An 18,101-nucleotide genomic window follows, 5' to 3' on the forward strand; every position below is an offset into this window, starting at 1 on the left:
TTGTAAAGGATGACGTGGGTTAGAGGGAATAGGGAACGATAACTTTGAAATGACAGCTAGGATGGTTTAGTCATACTCTACCAGAGAGTTTAGGTAATAAGGACGGTAACGTCATTATCAGGCCCGGGATTCCCTCTTCTGTCCCTCTCGGATCTCTCCACCAAATTCAAAGGAATCCTCCTTCAATCCAAAGAAAAATTCCCCCAATCCAAAGAAATTTCCCCCAATCCAAAGAAATTTCCCCCAATCCAAAGAAATTTCCCCCAATCCAAAGAAATTTCCCCCAATCCAAAGAAATTTTCCCCCAATCCAAAGAATTATCCATCAAATACCAGATCCTTGTCACTCAATCCCAGGAATTGCCCTGAGAATAGTGAAAGACCGTAGAATCCAGGAAAAACTGAAAACAGCCATGCTGTCCGGAATAAAGCCAGAATCAAACAGAAAACACTGGAACAGAACAGAATAAAGAAAGTGGAAAAACTGGAAAGTAATGAAGATAAAGATGAAGAGAAAGTGGCAGGGGCAGAGAGACTCGAACTCCCAACCGTCGGTTTTGGAGACCGCTGTTCTACCATTAGAACTATGCCCCTAGCGAACGGTGCTAATTATACATGGAAAAACTCAAAAGAAAAGAAATAAATTCAGACTTCCTGAAAATTTTTCAAAAAAGCCAAAAACTTTGAAGTATGTAACATTTTGTAACGCCCTGCCGTTTCCCATAGTTTCTCTGAGGATACCATAGACATTTTCTCATTTTTATTTCTGAAAGTGCTTCCTACAATATATAATGTGGTTTTCAGATAGCACCGCTAATCTGAAATCAAAACCTGAAGACCCCGTCTCCGGAGCTGTTTCCCGGTTAGCTCTGCATCCCCATGGACAGTTTTCTGTCAAGCCATGTTTTAGGAACAGGACAATGCCAAACAGTCTCTATAATAAGCACGTCATTTCCATTTCCGAGCTTAACCGCGACGATCTGGAGCTCATTCTGAATACCGCCCAGAAGCTTAAGGCCGAACCCCGTACCGACCTCCTTAAGAACAAAATCATCGCCAGCTGCTTCTTTGAAGCCTCCACCCGCACCCGACTTTCCTTTGAAACGGCAATTCAAAGGCTCGGCGGCAGAGTTATCGGTTTTTCCGATGCCTCCAATACCTCGATGATCAAAAAAGGGGAAACCTTCGCCGATTCCATCCGCATCATCACCGGCTATGCCGATGCTCTGGTAATGCGCCATCATATGGAAGGAGCCGCCCGGCTGGCCAGTGATATCTCCCCGGTACCGGTTATTAATGCCGGTGACGGCAGCAACCAGCATCCGTCCCAGACGCTGCTGGATCTCTTCACCATCTATGAAACCCAGAAGCGCATCGACAATATCAGCATTGCGTTCGTAGGGGATCTTAAATACGGCCGCACCGTCCATTCCCTGTCGCAGGCGCTCTGTCATTACCACGCCAATGTATTCCTGATGTCGCCGGAATCCCTGGCCATGCCCGACTACATTCTGGACGACTACAACCGTGCCGGAATTCATTTTGAGATCTGCCGTCATTTCGAGGAAATCATCCCCAATGTGGATATCCTCTACATGACCCGGGTGCAGAAGGAACGCTTTGACGAAACCGAATACCGGCATATCAGAGCAAAGTACGTGCTGACTCCGGAGCTTCTTCAGGGAGCCCGGCCGAACATGAAGATCCTGCACCCCCTGCCCAGAATTGACGAAATCGTGCCGGAGGTTGACAAGACCCCTTACGCCTGCTACTTCCAGCAGGCCAGAAACGGTGTGTTCGCCAGAGAAGCCCTGCTGTCTCTGGTGCTTAACGAGGAGGTATAACAAATGACTGCCAAGACTCAGCTCCAGGTGGAAGCTATCAGAAACGGAACCGTAATCGACCACATTCCGGCAGGACAGGCTCTTAAGATTCTCAAGCTGTTTCACTTTCTGGACACCCACCAGGCCATTACTGTCGGCTTCAACCTGCCTTCCAAAGCATTTGGACACAAGGATCTCATCAAGATCGAAAACGCTTCTCTTACTGAGGATCAGGCCAACCAGCTGGCAATTTTCGCGCCCGACGCTACTGTGAACATTATTCAGGAATTCAAGGTTGTGGAAAAAAGAAAACTCTGCCTTCCAGAGCGGATCAAGCATATTTTTTCCTGTCCGAACTCCAACTGCATCACCCATGCCGATGCCACCGCGGAAAGCAATTTCCAGGTACTGAACCAGAACGGCCGCATCCGCCTGAAATGCCGGTACTGCGAAAAGGTATTCGACAAGGCTATTGTCGCCAGCTATAAATAACCATCACAAAAGTTCCGGGAAGAAACCCCCGGAACTCCTTAAAAGGAACGCCTGCCGTTCCTTTTTTTTTGCATGATAACAGGACATGACATAATCCCCAGGCCCCGGAACAGCCCCGCGGTTAAAAAAGAAGCACTCCTAATTATCCACAATCAGGTCACAGGTTCTCCCACATTTAAACACATCCTTTCACACCAAAATTGTGAACAGCTATTACATTTCGTGAGGAGCTCCGCAATATTTTCAATAACACCCCGCAAAACACACAGGTTATTCACAAAAAACTGCTGACAACCCCCGGTTCTTCGCTGTAGCAGCAGTACCCCGGACTAATTCCCGGCCTCAAACCGCCCTCCCAGAATCCCGCCGGAAAAGCTTAATATTCCTCCGATTGTGACTGAAAACAGCGCATTTTCCGGAAAAGCCAGTACAATAGACACCAGCGCCCGGACTTGTTAATAACCAGGAGAAAACATTCCCATGGCAGGACTTCTTAAAACCATCATTGACTTCATGGCCGGAAAAACCATCCGGAAGAAACGTACCACATCATCTTCTTCCCGCAGCAGTTCCCGTACCTCGGGACGCAGCTCCAGACAGCTTACCGAAGACGAACGGATCTTCAGAGAGGTGATGCGTAAAATCAGAAAAACCGGAGACCGCCGCAGTGTGTCCACCACGGAACGCTTCAAAAGAGCGGTAGAATCCCAGGGCTTTTCCCGCGCAGAGGTTAACAGCGCAGTGAACACCTATAACGCTCTTAAATCCCGCAAGAACGGCGTCAGCAAAACCTTTTCAGTGCTGTCAGCCGCTACCAGGGATGCAGACAAGAACGGCCGGGCGGATATTCTTGATTTCGGAGAAGCCCTCTGGGATCGCTTTTTTGACAGCGACGATGATGCTGACGAAAAAGACTCTAAAAAGAATTAGTCTCTCCCCGGACCTCCGGCCCCCTGCTGGATAACCGGAGGCCCGTTTTCCCGGTATCATTATCCGGAAACTTCCTTCCCCGCTGTTATTTTTATGAATCAGAAATTTATTGTTTCCGGGATGAGCTGTGCCGCCTGCGTATCCCGGGTAACCGGTGCGGTATCCCGTCTCCCGGAGGTTTCCCGTGCCGAGGCAAATCTCCTTACCGGAATCCTTAAGGTAGAAGCCTCAGAAAACATAACTCCCGATGCCGTCATCAGTGCCGTAAAGGCAGCCGGCTATCAGGCAGTGCCGGCAGATTCCGGCACCTCCATGCTCCCGGATCATGCCGCCCTTTCCCAAAATCTTAGACATCGCCTGATATTAAGTCTGGCAGCACTGCTTCCCCTGATGTGTCTGGTATGGGGGCCCGATGAGCTCCGGGAGCTTCCGGGAACTTCCGGACTATTTTCAGGAATAGTCGAAGGACTCCTTGCCGGACTCATCATCTTTATAAACAGGAGCATTATTTCCGGGGGACTCAGGGCCCTTTTCCGGCTGGCCCCCGACATGAACTCGCTGGTAAGCACTGGAATCCTGGCCGGTTTCGGCTGGTCATGCCTGGTCCTTCTTGCCAGATCCGGAATTATTTCCTTATTTGAAGATCCCGGCGCGGCACCGCTGTATTTTGAATCGACCGCCATGATCCTTACTCTGGTAACTCTGGGACGGCTTTTAGAATCGGGAAGCAGGGACAGAACCCTCCAGGCCCTCAGGGGCCTTGTCAGCATGAATCCGGAAACCGCAGTGATCGTCAGGGACGGACAGGAAAGCACCATTCCGGCCTCCGCCCTGAATCCGGGGGATATTTTTATTGTCCGGCCGGGACACCGCATTCCTGCAGACGGCACCGTAATTTCCGGCTCCGGCTCCGTCAACGAATCCGCGCTCACCGGGGAATCCCTCCCGGCATACCGGGAAGCCGGTTCCCAGGTTAAGGCCGCCACCATTAACCTGGACGGCTGCCTCATCTGCCGGGCAGAACAGACCGGGAAAAATACTGTATTCAGCCAGATTATCACCCTGCTGGAGAACGCCCAGGCCTCCCGGGCTCCTATAGCCAGCACTGCTGACCGGATAGCCGGAATATTTGTTCCCGTGGTCATGCTGTGTGCTCTCATCACCCTTACAGCCTGGCTGCTCTCCGGAGCTGCAGCCGGATTTGCACTCAGCGCCGCAATTTCCGTGCTGGTGGTGAGCTGTCCCTGCGCTCTCGGTCTGGCCACTCCCGTATCGGTAGTCACCGGATCCGGAGTAGCCGCCAGACACGGGATCCTTTTTAAAAACGCTGCGGCACTGGAAAATACCGGCCGGGCAACTGCCGTCTTTCTTGACAAAACCGGGACTCTGACCACCGGAGAGATCTCAATCACCGGAGCAACAGCCCTGGGAAGCACCAGTCTTCCTGACTTTCTCAGAACGGTGCTGGCCCTGGAAAAGCAGAGCGAGCACCCGCTGGCCAAAGCTGCGGCGGCCTATTCCGAAAAGATGCTCCGGGAAACCGGAGATCTGCCGGAAAGGGAGCCGGAGATTACCGGCTTCAGGAACACCCCAGGACTCGGCATCCGCGCCGAAATTGACGGACATATCATCAGGGGGGGGTCCTGCCGGTTTATCCGGGAGGAAATTCCGGATTTTCCCGCAGATTTGGAGAGCTCAATTGCCGCCAGCGGAGAATCGGTGCTGTGCTTCTCCCGGGACAAAATACTCCTGGGATACCTCACGGCAGCCGACACCCTGAAAGACCACGTCCGGGATCAGATTTCCATTCTTCACGGCATGGGAATCAGAACCGTAATGCTTACCGGAGACAATGAAAGCAATGCCCGGAAAACCGCCCTCATGACCGAAATTTCGGAATACCGGGCCGGACTTCTTCCGGAGGAAAAAGCCGCCGTAATCCGGGAATTTAACCGGGAATACCATACAGTTATGGCCGGAGACGGCATCAATGACGCCGTAGCCCTGAAGACCGCAGGTGCGGGAATAGCCATGGGATCCGGAACCGCCATAGCCATTGATGCCGCTGATGCGGTAATTCTCAACTCCGACCCCGCATCTCTGGTAGCCGCCATAAAAATCAGCCGGCAGGTGCTCCGGAACATCAGGGAAAATCTTTTCTGGGCATTCATATATAATACTGCAGGGATACCTCTGGCCGCCGGATGCTTTTACAGCTGGCTGGGCTGGCAGATGAATCCGGCTTTTGCCGCGCTGGCCATGTCCCTTTCCAGTATCTCGGTAGTCGGAAATGCACTCAGACTCAATCTTTATTCTCCGTATCCAGGGAGGCAGCGGAAAATGAACATTACAGGAATCTTCAGAAATATTATTGCCGGAGAGCCGGAGCTTCTGGAAAACCAGCTCCTGCTCCGGATTTCGGGAATGAAATGCAGCCATTGCGAACAGGCGGTGCAGAAGGCACTGGAGGCATTTCCAGAAATCACCGCCGCCAGAGTCAGCCACAAAAAAGGATGGGCAATAATAACCATTTCCCGGGAGATATCAAAAGAATCCCTGAAAACAGCCATCACCGAAAACGGCTTCGAGCTTAAAGCCGTTACCGGAAAAAACGGTCCCATCTGACAGGGGAGAGAGGACGGAGCTCAATAAAACCGGCTGCAGCTCTTTTTAAAAACGAATACCCGGAACTTCAGCATTCCGGGTAGTGGTAATCAGCTTTCTCGTTTTCTGAATTCTTACTTCTTGTCCAGTTCGTCATCAGCTTCACGGGTCTCCTCATCATCAGGCTTCTCATCCTGACCGGCAGCACAGATCCCGTCGAGGGAACGATCCGACATTTCTTCAAATCTGCTCTTAACACTGTCCTTTTTGCTCTTTATGAGGTTCATAAGAGAACCAAGGAAGCTCTGTCTGCTATCCTGCTTTTCACCCCAAAGGTCGGTATCCGGCTCCAAAGCAATATTTGCAAAATCGGGACATCTGGGAGCCTCATGTTTATAAGCCTTGCGTACCAGGCTGTCTACAAAATCAATGTCGTTGTTCATATCATTCACCTCTGAAAAAATTAGCCGCTTCTGTCTGTATAACGTACAATTTTCCGGAAAGTTACAAACTTTTGCAACTTTTCTCTGCATCCCCATCAAAAGACATTCAGACACCTTTCAGCCTGCGATTGAGAGATCCGCCCCCTGTCCGCAGACTCCTGCCTCTCCTCGGATTTCCCTTGCCAGGGTATTCCGGGATCGGACACATTCTCTGTCCCGGTTATACTACTTGCTCCTCGCACCTTTTTCCCGCTTCGCCGGGAGTCTCTCCAGACGGATGCTCATCCGGGAGTCGATATTTTCATTTATCTCCCGGATTTCGCGGCGCAGACTGACCGGAAGAGTGGCCGGATCATACTCCGAACTGTCCAGAACTCTCTTAAGCGTATTCAGAATAAGCTCCGGTATGGTATAGGAGCTGTTATTTCCGGTATCCGGAATTCCGGTGATATTAAGCTCCCGTCCTTCGATTTCCAGCACCGGTATCTGCCAGGAGATATCACTGTAACCACCGGCTGTTTTTACGGAAATAACATTGGTGGTGTAAACCGGAACCCGAAGATTGTAGCCACTGAGAATCCGGGCCAGATTGCTGATATCCCGGTTAACTCCGGCAAAAACAATAGCCCCGAGTTCCGGATTATGGAGATAGGTATCCAAAAGCACGCTGGGGGATTCATTCAAAGGAAACAGATAGTTAACCCGGTAGATCCCCATAAACGACTTCCCCTTAAAACGGGACTCAATATCTGTGCAGAACAGATCCCCGTAGGAATCCCGATCCGGACAGATAAAGAGGATACTCCTGATGTTCCTGCGGATAATATCGTCATACACCGCATCCGTGAAATAATGGAGCTCCGGATAAAATCCCACAAAATTATCATCGCTCAGGGCCGGAAGTCCGTTGACTTTTTCGGCCACCGGAGAAATATACGGCACTGCCTTTTCATGTGTTATGGCCCGCCCCGAAACCAGATGCCTGGTATCAAAGGGACCGATGCATACCGCAGTGTCAAAGGGAGTGCACACCTCTTCCAGGTAGCCGTAGTAGGAAATAGTGCTCCGGACATTTCCCTCTTTTCTGAGAACCGCCTGCTTGCCCATGATACCGCCGGAGGCATTGATTTTGTCCAGAGCCATTTCCAGATCACTTACCGCCTGTACGGAGGTAGGGGATTCACTATTGTAGGGAACTCCGATAATAAAATTTTCCGCCGCACTGACCCGGGCTTTTCTGGCATCCCGGTACTCCTCCTGAAAATCCCGGTTAATAAGGGCATACTCGGACATGGCGAAAAAGGTCCAGACAGCCACCACCAGCGAGGTGTAAAGCACTGGAATCATAAACGATACTTTCATTCCATGTTCTCCATGTTCTCCCTGTTCTTCCCCAAAGCCAACATCCTGAAAAAACCGCTTCTGTGCATAAGTTCCCGATAGGTCCCGGCATCCCGAATCCCGCCATTATCAAGAATATAGATTCTGTCCGCATTGATAACGGTACTCATTCTGTGAGTAGTGATAATTCTGGTAATATTCATTCTGGAAATATTGCTGAGAATCCGATCCTGGGAAATAGTATCCAGTGCCGAGGTTGCCTCATCCAGTATCAGCGCCCGGAGCTTTCCGATAAGGGCCCGGGCTATCAGGATCTTCTGCATCTGTCCCCCGGAAATGCGATCCCGGGAGATTGCCGTGTGAATGCCCATGGGCCAGGATCTGACCTCCGCAGCGAAGGATACCAGATCCAGAACCTTCCAGACCTCCGCCTCTGTCGCGGCAGTTCCTATGGCAATATTATCAAAAATCGTTCCCGCAAAAACGGTGCTGTCCAGAAACGCGGTACCCACCTGCCGTCTCAGAAAATGAAGGTTAATGGCCCCCTGACCCAGACCGCCCCAGAAAATCTGACCGCTTTCCAGACCAAGCTCCCCCAGAAGAAGTCTGATAAGAGTGGTTTTTCCGGAACCGGAAGGTCCCACCACCGCGACAAACTGCCCAGGAAGAATATCAAGAGAAACATTTTTAAATACGTATTCCTCCTGCCCCGGATAGCGGAAGGAAATATTTTTAACCTCTATATGCCCGTCAAGAGTTTTGACAATCTTGCCGGTATCCGGACGTCCGAAATCAGCCGTATCGTTGCGGCTGTCCTGTTCACGGCAGTGCCACCTGGTAACATGGGCCACCAGATTAACCACGGCCATGATAAAGAAGAACCCGGCCGCCATAACTGCCAGATTCTGCGACAGATCAGTCTTTCCGAAAAACGACATCAATAGCAGCAGCACCGGCAGGGACAGCACCGGGAAAATCGAAACCGCATAATGATAGATCGCGGTTTTCCTCCGGAGATCACGCTCCGATCTCATTCCCGGAACAAAGGACTTCAGAAAAATCCTGGTAAAATTATCCTCGGCATTGCAGGCTCTGATATGGACAATGCCCTGAGCGGTCTCCCTGATAACCCGGCGATAGACTTCACGCTGCTTCTGTGTCTCCCGGGCCACTTCTATGGCCCTTATCACCACGAGATAAACCATCGCCGCCATAATCCCGGCCAGAACAAGACAGCCGCCCCCGACACAGCTGCCTCCGATAGCAAAAATCGGAAACAGCGTCGCCACAATGACGCTGGAACTGTAAAACATGGCAAAGGAGGAATCAAAGCTTTTTTCGGCTCCGGCTACCGGATAAATCAGGCTTCTCATAAAAACTCCTCTGCCGGTCTTGCCGGCAGCTCCGGCCCCTCCGGCAAAAAAGCTGTCCATAACACGAAGCCCCTGTTTTTCCACATTTCTGACGGAAACAATATCCAGAAGCATCCTGGGAATCATTTCAAAACCGGCCCAGGCAAGAATAAGAAACGAAAGGAAGATAAAACTCCGGAATATTTCGTCATGTTCGCCAAAGGGTAGAATGTCGGACACAAAATAATCTATGAAAAACGGCGTCAGACCATATACCAGAAAAGCGGAGATCAGAAACAGCAGCAGAATAACCCGGTAGCCGTTTTTCCTGCCGGAGAAAAGCCCCGGAGCAGTACCGGCATCATTTTCCGGAAACATGAACTCATAAGCTTCATCATCCAGCGGCGGAATCCGGGATTTTGCAAAAAATTCCCGGCGCTCTCCCTTGATTCCGGTATCCAGACAGTTAAACCGGCCGGCGGAGGACAGCACCATGGGGATTCTTTTCCGGGCATCCTCAGTTTTCCGGAAAACCAGATAGCGGGTATCGGTTCTTATCACACTTCCGGAAAGTCTGAGTCTGCGCATCCGGAAACCGTTGATTTCCGCAAATGCCTTCAGTCTCTCATCAAGAGACATTCCCGGAATATCAAACACGCCCCAGCCGTCGTGAACCTCAAGACCATGTTCCTCGCAAATTTCTCTGACAATTCCCAGGAGGGCATTTTTATTGGATACTTCACCGCTGCCATCTCCGCGTGCAGAGCTTTCTGTGGCTGCGCCATGCCATGGAGCTTCCCCCAGAAGCATTCCGATTTCACTGGCCGTTAATATCCGGTTCTGCCGTGAAAGACTCCGATCAAAGCTTTCCCTTTCGCCGGTAAGCGCATAGACCATCTCCGGAAAGTTTGCAAGAGTAATGATCCTGGGACTTTCAGGATATTCCCGGTAGAGGGTTCCGGTAAGTGAGGCTTCAAATTCGCTGTCAGGGAGTTCCGCGGAGCATGGCTGAAGCTCCAGATCCGTTTCTGCCACAGCTGAGATCCTAAACATCTCGTCGAACTCGTATCTCTTGAGAGCATCACCTGCTCCCATGGTGCCAATACGGAAAACAGAATTCCCCAGACAGGAGCAGAAAACACTCAGACTCCCCTCCAGTATCCGAAAGCCGTTCCTGAAATAGGGAAAATCCTCGGAAAGCCTGGTACCCTCCCCGATGCTAATGCGGTTTTCAGCCATTAAGGGCCTCCGGATTCTCCGACATCACCATGGATTTAAAAAGACCTCCGGCCCTTATAAGCTCATCCCAGGTTCCCCGTTCCCGCACCTGGCCCCGATCCATGACAATTATTTCATCAGCATGACGCACCGGAGCCAGTCTGTGGGTAATGGTTATAAGTCCGGAATGCCGCCGGCGCACCGCCCGGTAAATATTATGCTCCATTACCGCATCCAGCGCCCCGGTTACTTCATCCAGAATAATAATCGGTGTACGGCGGTAAAGAGCCCGGGCCAGAGAAAGCCTGTGCCGCTGTCCCTCGGAAAGATATTCGTCGCTGCCGGAAATTCTGGTGGCGCTGCCAATCCCCCGGGCCACAAACTCGGCATCCAGTCCCACATCCCGGAGTGCCCCCCAGTAGTCATAGACATTTGCCAGGGGAGCGAACATAGTCACATTCTCCTCCAGAGTACCGGTAAATATCTGACTTTCCTGCGCGGTATATCCGACATGGGAATAAAAAGCCTCCCGGGTTATCTCAGAAAGAGGATACTTACCCAGAAAAACCTGCCCGCTGTCCGGAGTTAAAAGCCCTGCCGCTATTCGGGCCACCGTACTTTTTCCGGAACCGCTGGCGCCGACAATGGCCACTACCCGCCCCGGTTCCACACTGAGAGAAAAGTCCCTTATTTCAAACCCTCCGTCCTGGTAGGAAAAAGAAACCTGTTCCAGTTTCAGCGCAGCATTGGGTCCGAGAAATGGATCCTGGGACCTCACAATGTCCGCTGCAGCAATAACAGGATCCGGACCAGCCCCCGGAATTTTGTCCGCTTCCTCTCCAGCAGCGTTTTCTGTATCCCTGTCAGGTGATGACTTCTCCGGCTTCCGGTCATCCCTGAAGCGCCCGGAATCTCTGAGATGCTCCAGATCCGCAATGTGCATCTCCTCCGGCATCAGGGAATCGAACTTTAAATTCATGGCGATTATTTCCCGAAACGCTATGGAGATTCCCAGTAGCAGCAGGACAAAAACCACGAGATCCCCGACGGAAATCTGTCCGGACACCACTCTGAAGGATCCAATGCCGATAACCGTCACGTTGCCAAGCACCACTCCGGCTCCGGAAATACTCTGAAACAGGGAATTTCTGAACCGTATATTCTCCAGAGACCATGAAAGCTGCTCCAGTTCCTCAGACCAGCGGTCAAAAAGCACGTCCTCCCGTCCCAGAATCTTAAGATCCCTGTAAATATCAAGTCCCTGATATACGGCATCGTAATAATGGTCGCGACGGGTCTGAAAAATATTTTCCTGCCGGATCCGGGTCTCCCAGAGAAGACGGATAACGCTCCCCTCCAGAATAACAAAGATCAGAATGCAGCTGGTCATTTCCCGGTTAACCAGAAACATAACGGTTATCAGCATGGTCAGCGCGCAGATAAAGGTGAACGGGGCCATCAGTCTGGAAAAGCTTTCACGTACCAGTATGATATTGGCAAGAACCTTTCCCTGAATTCCCGACGGAGTCCGATGTCGGAAATACATCAGAGGCTGCCGGAACAGAGATCTCAGAGAACGGTGACAGTTACTGATGATGAGCCGAAACTGCAGATCCAGAGAAAAACGGATATAAACGGCAAGAGCCAGAACCTCAGCCAGAAAAATGGTCCCGAAGGCCACTCCCGCTCCCGCGGCCCAGTTAGAGCTCCCCAAAAGAACATTGTCCGCCCAGAGCTTGATAAACGAGGGAAATATGCACAGTGTCGGAATAAACAGCAAAAGACTCCAGAATATGATCGCCAGATCACTTTTGAAGCTCCCGAAAAATCTCCAGAACCGAAAAATAACATTCTCGTTTTCCGTAACAGCAGAATGCCTTTTTCTGCCGGAAAACTCCAGAAGCACCCCGGAATAGCTGCGCTCCATCTCATCCAGGAGAACCGTTCTTTCTCCTTCGGCAGGATCATTAAGATAGAACCTCTTCCCGTCACGGCTGACACCGTTCAAAACCAGATAATGCCTTCTCTGCCAGAAAAGAATAACCGGATGCCGGAGATTTCTGAGATGGGCAATATCCGACCGGAGCCCCCGGGCCTCAAGACCGTATTCCCGGGCCACTGCAAGGATAGTGGAGGCCTTTACCCCGTCCCGGCCTGTATGACAGCGTTCGCGGAGAGTGTCCAGGTTTTCGGAAATGCCGTACCAGCCCAGAATCATGGCCAGGGAAGCCGCTCCGCATTCCTGGGCCTCCATCTGCAAAACCACCGGGGTGTTGAAAAGGCGCCTTCCGAACATAGCAAATCCTCAGCGCAGGCCCAGAACATCTGCCAGATGAGGCAGAATATAGGCTATCGGCGGCTTATACTCGACATTTACCGTAACCTCTCCCATAACGCCGTTCTCAATCACATCCCGGAACTCCTGTCCCGAAGTCCAGGAATAGCCGCTGGGATGATTTCTGTCAGGAACCAGCTGAATAACAGCCCGGTACATGGCCCGCCCCCTGGAAAGCTCCCGGCCCAGAGACTCGTTGGAAAGCTCCTGGACAATAGCCTCCTGATTTACCGGGGTGCCGCTGATCTCCCGCACCACCCCCCGGATATAGCCGTAGCGGGACGGAGGAGCCTCCCGGGGTGAAAAGAAGGCACTCATTCCTGCCCGGATTCTCTTGGAATTCTCTGCGCTGAACACCGCCAGAAGGTAAATGCCTTCCTCAGGGGAGGAGGCCACTATAGCAACGGGATCCCCGGATTTGACATAAGTCCCCTCGTCCTGAAATATTTCAATGACCTTTCCGGTCAGGGGACTGCGAAGCCAGTAACGGTCATAAAAGAGCCGGATATCACCGGAATCGCCACCAGGGGGACCGTTCCTTTTCAGAACGTATTTCTGATAGTCCTCGGAATTGTGGATAATGCCGATAATTTCGTCCTGAGTAATCAGAGATCCGGTTTTGACGTTCAGGTTGGTCATAAGGCCGTTACCCTGAGCATAGACAGTTCTGATGCCGCCGCTCAGGAGAGTGATCCCCTCGCCCTGAACTCTTTCGGTAATTCTGGCGGAAAAACTCCAGACAACTCCCAGAATAAACACCAGAGTTATGAAAAATAGAATAAAAAAAGCGGAGACAGAAGAGCTCCGCCATTTTAGAATACCCACAGAATCCCGAGAAGAATTTTTCACAAATCAGCTCCAGAACATATTCATATTTCCGCCGTTAAAAATCCCCCTGATCCCGGAGATACTGCAGTTTCTCGGCCAGAAAAAGCTTGGCACGGTGAATGCGTACCTTTACCAGAGATTCGGATATTCCCAGTAGCTCTGCAATATCCTTAATCGGCATTTCACCTACATTATACAGTGTATAGCAGGTTCTCAGATCCTTATTGAGACTGTTCAGTGCCTTGTCAATACAGCTCCTCAGATACTGCGTGTCGGCAGAGCTGTTTTCATGAGATTCCTCCACCGTCGGCACTACAGAATCCTCGTACTCATCAACAAGAACCTCTTTACGGTATTTTCTGAAATTGTCGATCCTGATATTTTTAGCGATCCGAAAAACCAGACCGGATATGCTGTCCTTATCCGACAGTTTATCGCGATGCTGCCAGACTCTGATAAATGATTCCTGAACAATATCACAAGCCTGCTCGTAATTTGTACCGTCAGAGACAAGGTAGTTTGTAAGTCTGGGAGCAATTTCCTGATAATAAGCCTGCATCTCTTTTTCGTTAATCATAGCTAGTGTCCGCTGCTCCGTAAGCTTCGATAACGCGATAATTATGCACATCTTTTGCATAAAACAAAAGACCTATTCCTCAGACAATGAGTTTTTATCACGGAAAAATCACGGTTTATGCGATATTACGGTCTCCTGGTGCTTTTGACCATTCCGGAGAATCTTCTCGTATTTTCCTCTGGCCTCCGTGTTTTCAACACGCTACTTGCCGCTTTTCTGAAAAATTGTTTCCGGAATGCCACTTTCTTCTCATTTCCTTATCAAAATGCCCGGTTAAGCTTCAAACTGCAATGAAACCGTCAAAATTCCTGTCGACTCTCAGATATACTCTTAGGCACGGGTTCTCAAATGATATTTGAAGATATAACGGGGAGAATTGTATGCTGTTAACCACTCTGGAACGGACAAAACAGGTATCTCAGGGAAATCTTCAGTGGATAAACGACATGATTCGGGTTCGCGAAACGCTGATTGTGGATTATTTCAAAATCCTTAGCATTCCAGAAGAGCTTGACGCCAAATCTCTGACCAGAGAAGAAGCCGGAAAACAGCTTAACGAATTCTGCCAGGCTCTGGTGGACTACCTCACCCGGGGGCACTTTGTAATCTACCCTAAAATTCTGACCATTATGGAACACGTTTCCAACCGCAGACTGACCATCGCCAGAAGACTGGTACCCCGGATCGAGGACAATACCGAGCATCTCCTGCAGTTTAACGACATGTATTCAGAAGGGCTTAACGACAAAAACGTCCCCCTGATCCGCAAGGCTCTGACCAGAATCGGGGAGCTTATGGAGGTGCGCTTCAAGCATGAGGATCGCATGGTGATAGCACTCCAGATTATGGACAACACCATGTCCGAGGCTGCTGCGCCTCCGGCTCTCAGGGAGAAAAGACATTTTTCCCGCGTGGCCTACAAGTCCCCGGGAGTCTTCACCCTCAAAAACGGCAGACAGTATGAAATAACGGTAAAGGACATTTCGATAAAAAGCGCTCTTATCGAGTTCCATGATCCCGGCATCGTCAAAAAAGGCGATGAAGGCACTCTGGACATCTCCATCAGTCCGGAAATCACCATTACCTTCGAGGTAAGGATCGCCCGGGTGGAGGGCACATCAGTCGGCGTCATCTGCACCAGCATAGACATCGACAGCATGACCGAACTCCGGCGCATCGTGGAGTATAACTGCAACGGGAACGAGGATCTTCTGAAAAGGGATCTTGAACATCTCATCAGTTAGGATCAGATAAGGCTCATTACCTCCGCCAGGCTGGAGACAGGATAAACTGTCATCCCCGGGATTTTCTTTCTGGGAGCATTATCCTTTGGAACTATAGCCTGCTTAAACCCGTGTTTGTAGGCCTCAGTCAGACGATCCGCCCCGTTCTGCACCGGCCGGATTTCTCCCGAAAGTCCGATTTCCCCGAAAATCACCATATCCCGCGGAAGCGCCCGGGAATTGTAGCTGGACAGCAGCGCTGCCACCAGCGGCAGATCTGCGCTGGTTTCCTCCACCTTGACACCGCCCACCACATTTACGAACACATCCTGATCTCCCATGGATACCCCGCCATGCCGGTGCAGCACCGCCAGCAGCATGGCCAGCCGGTTGGCCTCGGTTCCGATGGTAAGTCTCCGGGGATTTCCGTACTGGGTACTGTCCACCAAAGCCTGGAGCTCCACCAGCAAAGGACGGGATCCTTCCCAGATTACCATTACAATCGATCCCGGACTTACCTGATCGCCCCGGTTCAGAAATATCGCCGAGGGATTGTCGATTTCCCGCAGCCCCTTATCCACCATGGCAAACACGCCGATTTCATTCACCGCCCCAAAACGGTTTTTCTGGCAGCGCAGAGTCCGGAAACGGGAATCCCGATCCCCTTCCAGCAGGAGCGAGCAGTCCACACAATGCTCCAGAATCCTGGGACCGGCCAGGGCTCCTTCCTTGGTGACGTGGCCGATCATGAAGGCGGCAATATTTTTTCTTTTGGCAAACTGGGTCAGGGCTGCCGCACTCTCCCGCACCTGGGAAACACTGCCCGGCGCTGAGGAAATACCATCCATGTACATCACCTGAATGGAATCAATAATCAGCACCTGGGGAGCTTCCTTTTCACACAAAAAAATAATTCTGTCCACCCCGGTTTCAGTGGCAATTCTGACGTTTTGGGTATTAAGCCCCAGCCGCCCTGCTCTCAGTGCCACCTGCTGCAGAGATTCTTCTCCGGTAACATAAAGCACCTTCACGCTGGCCGCCAGAAAGCTCACCATCTGCAGGAGAAGCGTTGATTTTCCGGCCCCGGGATTTCCTCCGATAAGTACCACGGATCCGGGAACTATCCCGCCGCCCAGCACCCGGTCCAGTTCTCCGAAACCGGAATGGATTCTGGGGATCTGTGTAAGAGACACCGACCCCAGATCTACCGCTCCCGAATCCGTGGCTCCGGCAAATCCCGAAAACCTGCCGGTACGCCCCTGACTGCCCTGGGCGGCCTTTACCTGCAAAGGCGGCTTATCGGAAACCAGAGTTTCCTGAATGGTGTTCCACTCTCCGCATTCCGGACAGCGTCCCTGCCATTTAGGAAGCTCCGCTCCGCATGAAGAGCATACGAATACCGATGTGCTTTTAGCCATTTTCTTGCTGTTTCCCTTCCCCAGATTCTTAGGCGGCTCACCGCTCCTGAGGCACCAGATCCACTACCACGATTTCACCCGCAGGAATCCCCAGCCGGCAGAAAAAACCGCCCCACAGAAAAGTGCCGCTGCTTACAATGAGGCGGCTCCTGCCCCTGCTGTAATAACCGGAAACATACCCGCCGTTCAGAAGAGCAATAATCCGGTCAAGTCCAATGATATGCCCGCCGTGAGTATGTCCGGACAGGGTCAGATCCGCACCCAGGGCAGCTGCTTTGTCAAACTCTCCGGGACGATGGCTCATAAGCACCACCGGAATCCCCGGAGGAATGCCTCTTAAAGCCTTTTCAGGATCCGGACCTTCATATCCGGGTTCCCTGACCCGCAATGCCTGTCTGTCATTTATGCCGGCAACATAAAGTACGGTCTTGCCGTCAATGATAAGAGGAACATTTTCGTTTTCCAGCATGGTGATACCCAAAGACTTCCAGATAGGATCCCATTCCTCAGGATACGAATAGTACTCATGATTACCGTGAACACCGAACACTCCGTGAACGGCCCGGAGATCCTTTAAAAAGGCAACCTCCTCCCGGGACTGCTCCGGCTTCCCGTCTATGATGTCCCCGGTAAGCAGAATCAGATCCGGTTCCTGCCGGTTAACCAGCTCTACAGTCTCCCGGGCCTTTTCCGGACCTACACTGGTACCGAAATGCGTATCAGTAATCTGCACTACTCTGATAAACCCCCTGGAAGTGCGGGGAAACCTCTCGTCAAAAAAAGTATATTTATGAATTTCCGGAATCCTTGCGGCATTCACATGGCCGATAACAGCCAGTACCAGCGCTGCCGCAGTAATGACCGGATACATAAACCGAAAGCTGACCGTCTTCGCACCGCCACGGGATATTTTCCAGAACAGCCGGCCCAGATGAATGAAGAATGCCAGAAACAGTGATATTATCACCGTGATATTGAGGGTGCTCATCCAGGTAACAATATGGTACGAAACCTCGGGAGCAACAACATTTGCTCCTCCCGTAATATTCGTAAGAAGATCCTTGAAGCATCCGGCAAAATAGACGGCAAGAAGCGGATACCTCCATTTCCCGGGCAGGTTCAGAGGCCTTACCAGAAGAAACCAGGAAAGCACCATCAAACACGACGGATAGGCAATAAATAATATGACAAGCCCCATATGCAGAAATTTCATCCCCAAAACTAACGAGGGACAGTATACCGCATCTCTCTGAAAATGAGGCAGCCGGTGTTCCTGTTATCATTTTCGGCAGATTTGCGGCATTACGTAGCTGTTGTAACACCGCCCGGATCCTGCTCCCTGTTATTTCAGAATGCTAGGCCCCGATAATCCGGCAGGTTTTGTTATAAAAGGCGATGCCGTACTTGTGAATAACCCGGTAGGCTTTTTTAAGCTCCCGGTCATAGGCCTGGTCTTCAATCTGCCTGAGAGCCCTGCTGCAGATACTGTCCATAGCGTCCGGCTCGTCACTCCCGCTC

At 51.2% G+C, this 18,101-nt stretch carries 14 protein-coding genes and 1 tRNA gene; 5 read left to right on the forward strand and 10 right to left on the reverse strand.

Annotation, left to right across the window (positions count from 1 at the left end; all coding sequences use genetic code 11):
- Positions 1 to 166: 166 nt before the first annotated feature.
- Both F557_RS22490 and F557_RS0117360 read right to left on the reverse strand, forming a co-directional pair.
- Entirely contained in the window at positions 167 to 325 is a 159-nt protein-coding gene (locus F557_RS22490; protein ID WP_019003476.1) for a hypothetical protein, read from the reverse strand.
- A gap of 192 nt (positions 326 to 517) precedes the next feature.
- Positions 518 to 593: transfer RNA gene (locus F557_RS0117360), tRNA-Trp, on the reverse strand.
- Between the two features lie 326 nt (positions 594 to 919).
- Between F557_RS0117360 and pyrB the strand changes: the two genes are divergently transcribed.
- The 4 genes from pyrB (at position 920) to F557_RS0117385 (ending at position 5,869) form a co-directional block, all read left to right on the forward strand.
- Positions 920 to 1,843 carry an aspartate carbamoyltransferase gene (gene pyrB / locus F557_RS0117365; RefSeq protein ID WP_019003477.1) on the forward strand — a complete coding sequence of 308 codons (924 nt, stop codon included), beginning with the start codon at positions 920 to 922 and terminating at the stop codon, positions 1,841 to 1,843.
- A gap of 3 nt (positions 1,844 to 1,846) precedes the next feature.
- The gene (pyrI, locus tag F557_RS0117370; RefSeq protein ID WP_019003478.1) at positions 1,847 to 2,314 is read left to right on the forward strand and encodes an aspartate carbamoyltransferase regulatory subunit; all 468 of its coding nucleotides are present in this window, start codon (positions 1,847 to 1,849) and stop codon (positions 2,312 to 2,314) included.
- A gap of 480 nt (positions 2,315 to 2,794) precedes the next feature.
- Complete coding sequence (locus F557_RS0117380) at positions 2,795 to 3,244, forward strand: hypothetical protein (RefSeq protein WP_019003480.1); 450 nt, start codon at positions 2,795 to 2,797, stop codon at positions 3,242 to 3,244.
- A gap of 93 nt (positions 3,245 to 3,337) precedes the next feature.
- Positions 3,338 to 5,869, forward strand: coding sequence for a heavy metal translocating P-type ATPase (locus tag F557_RS0117385; protein ID WP_019003481.1), 2,532 nt, complete (start codon positions 3,338 to 3,340; stop codon positions 5,867 to 5,869).
- Between the two features lie 113 nt (positions 5,870 to 5,982).
- On the opposite strand, the gene F557_RS0117390 is transcribed toward F557_RS0117385, so the two are convergent.
- The 6 genes from F557_RS0117390 to F557_RS0117415 all read right to left on the reverse strand — a co-directional run bounded on the left by F557_RS0117390 (position 5,983) and on the right by F557_RS0117415 (position 13,942).
- A complete protein-coding gene (locus F557_RS0117390; RefSeq protein ID WP_157617957.1) occupies positions 5,983 to 6,291 on the reverse strand; it encodes a hypothetical protein in 309 nt (102 codons plus the stop codon).
- A 225-nt stretch (positions 6,292 to 6,516) separates the two neighbouring features.
- Positions 6,517 to 7,653, reverse strand: coding sequence for a type 1 periplasmic-binding domain-containing protein (locus tag F557_RS0117395; RefSeq protein ID WP_019003483.1), 1,137 nt, complete (start codon positions 7,651 to 7,653; stop codon positions 6,517 to 6,519).
- Positions 7,650 to 10,223, reverse strand: coding sequence for an ATP-binding cassette domain-containing protein (locus tag F557_RS0117400; protein ID WP_019003484.1), 2,574 nt, complete (start codon positions 10,221 to 10,223; stop codon positions 7,650 to 7,652). Before F557_RS0117400 ends, F557_RS0117395 begins: the two co-directional genes overlap by 4 nt.
- Entirely contained in the window at positions 10,216 to 12,498 is a 2,283-nt protein-coding gene (locus F557_RS0117405) for a peptidase domain-containing ABC transporter (RefSeq protein ID WP_019003485.1), read from the reverse strand. Before F557_RS0117405 ends, F557_RS0117400 begins: the two co-directional genes overlap by 8 nt.
- 9 nt (positions 12,499 to 12,507) lie before the next feature.
- A complete protein-coding gene (locus F557_RS0117410) occupies positions 12,508 to 13,386 on the reverse strand; it encodes an HlyD family efflux transporter periplasmic adaptor subunit (RefSeq protein ID WP_019003486.1) in 879 nt (292 codons plus the stop codon).
- A gap of 34 nt (positions 13,387 to 13,420) precedes the next feature.
- Positions 13,421 to 13,942 carry an RNA polymerase sigma factor gene (locus F557_RS0117415; protein WP_019003487.1) on the reverse strand — a complete coding sequence of 174 codons (522 nt, stop codon included), beginning with the start codon at positions 13,940 to 13,942 and terminating at the stop codon, positions 13,421 to 13,423.
- A gap of 380 nt (positions 13,943 to 14,322) precedes the next feature.
- Here F557_RS0117415 and F557_RS0117425 point away from each other — a divergent pair, with 380 nt between their 5' ends.
- Entirely contained in the window at positions 14,323 to 15,186 is an 864-nt protein-coding gene (locus F557_RS0117425; protein ID WP_019003489.1) for an Rsd/AlgQ family anti-sigma factor, read from the forward strand.
- A 2-nt stretch (positions 15,187 to 15,188) separates the two neighbouring features.
- On the opposite strand, the gene radA is transcribed toward F557_RS0117425, so the two are convergent.
- Entirely contained in the window at positions 15,189 to 16,583 is a 1,395-nt protein-coding gene (gene radA / locus F557_RS0117430) for a DNA repair protein RadA (RefSeq protein WP_019003490.1), read from the reverse strand.
- A 37-nt stretch (positions 16,584 to 16,620) separates the two neighbouring features.
- Positions 16,621 to 17,796 (reverse strand): metallophosphoesterase, encoded by a 1,176-nt coding sequence (locus tag F557_RS20685; protein WP_019003491.1) that lies wholly within the window; start codon positions 17,794 to 17,796, stop codon positions 16,621 to 16,623.
- Between the last annotated feature and the right edge of the window lie 305 nt (positions 17,797 to 18,101).

The sequence above is a fragment of the Succinimonas amylolytica DSM 2873 genome (assembly GCF_000378405.1).
Lineage (GTDB): Bacteria > Pseudomonadota > Gammaproteobacteria > Enterobacterales > Succinivibrionaceae > Succinimonas > Succinimonas amylolytica.

What these genes read in the sequence shown, in the direction of transcription:
- F557_RS20685 (WP_019003491.1), bottom strand. Translation starts at nt 17,796, where the DNA reads ATGAAATTTCTGCATATGGGGCTTGTCATATTATTTATTGCCTATCCG.
- F557_RS0117385 (WP_019003481.1), top strand. Translation starts at nt 3,338, where the DNA reads ATGAATCAGAAATTTATTGTTTCCGGGATGAGCTGTGCCGCCTGCGTA.
- F557_RS22490 (WP_019003476.1), bottom strand. Translation starts at nt 325, where the DNA reads ATGGATAATTCTTTGGATTGGGGGAAAATTTCTTTGGATTGGGGGAAA.
- F557_RS0117415 (WP_019003487.1), bottom strand. Translation starts at nt 13,942, where the DNA reads ATGATTAACGAAAAAGAGATGCAGGCTTATTATCAGGAAATTGCTCCC.
- radA (WP_019003490.1), bottom strand. Translation starts at nt 16,583, where the DNA reads ATGGCTAAAAGCACATCGGTATTCGTATGCTCTTCATGCGGAGCGGAG.
- F557_RS0117425 (WP_019003489.1), top strand. Translation starts at nt 14,323, where the DNA reads ATGCTGTTAACCACTCTGGAACGGACAAAACAGGTATCTCAGGGAAAT.
- F557_RS0117395 (WP_019003483.1), bottom strand. Translation starts at nt 7,653, where the DNA reads ATGAAAGTATCGTTTATGATTCCAGTGCTTTACACCTCGCTGGTGGTG.
- F557_RS0117380 (WP_019003480.1), top strand. Translation starts at nt 2,795, where the DNA reads ATGGCAGGACTTCTTAAAACCATCATTGACTTCATGGCCGGAAAAACC.
- pyrB (WP_019003477.1), top strand. Translation starts at nt 920, where the DNA reads ATGCCAAACAGTCTCTATAATAAGCACGTCATTTCCATTTCCGAGCTT.
- pyrI (WP_019003478.1), top strand. Translation starts at nt 1,847, where the DNA reads ATGACTGCCAAGACTCAGCTCCAGGTGGAAGCTATCAGAAACGGAACC.
- F557_RS0117390 (WP_157617957.1), bottom strand. Translation starts at nt 6,291, where the DNA reads ATGAACAACGACATTGATTTTGTAGACAGCCTGGTACGCAAGGCTTAT.
- F557_RS0117405 (WP_019003485.1), bottom strand. Translation starts at nt 12,498, where the DNA reads ATGTTCGGAAGGCGCCTTTTCAACACCCCGGTGGTTTTGCAGATGGAG.
- F557_RS0117400 (WP_019003484.1), bottom strand. Translation starts at nt 10,223, where the DNA reads ATGGCTGAAAACCGCATTAGCATCGGGGAGGGTACCAGGCTTTCCGAG.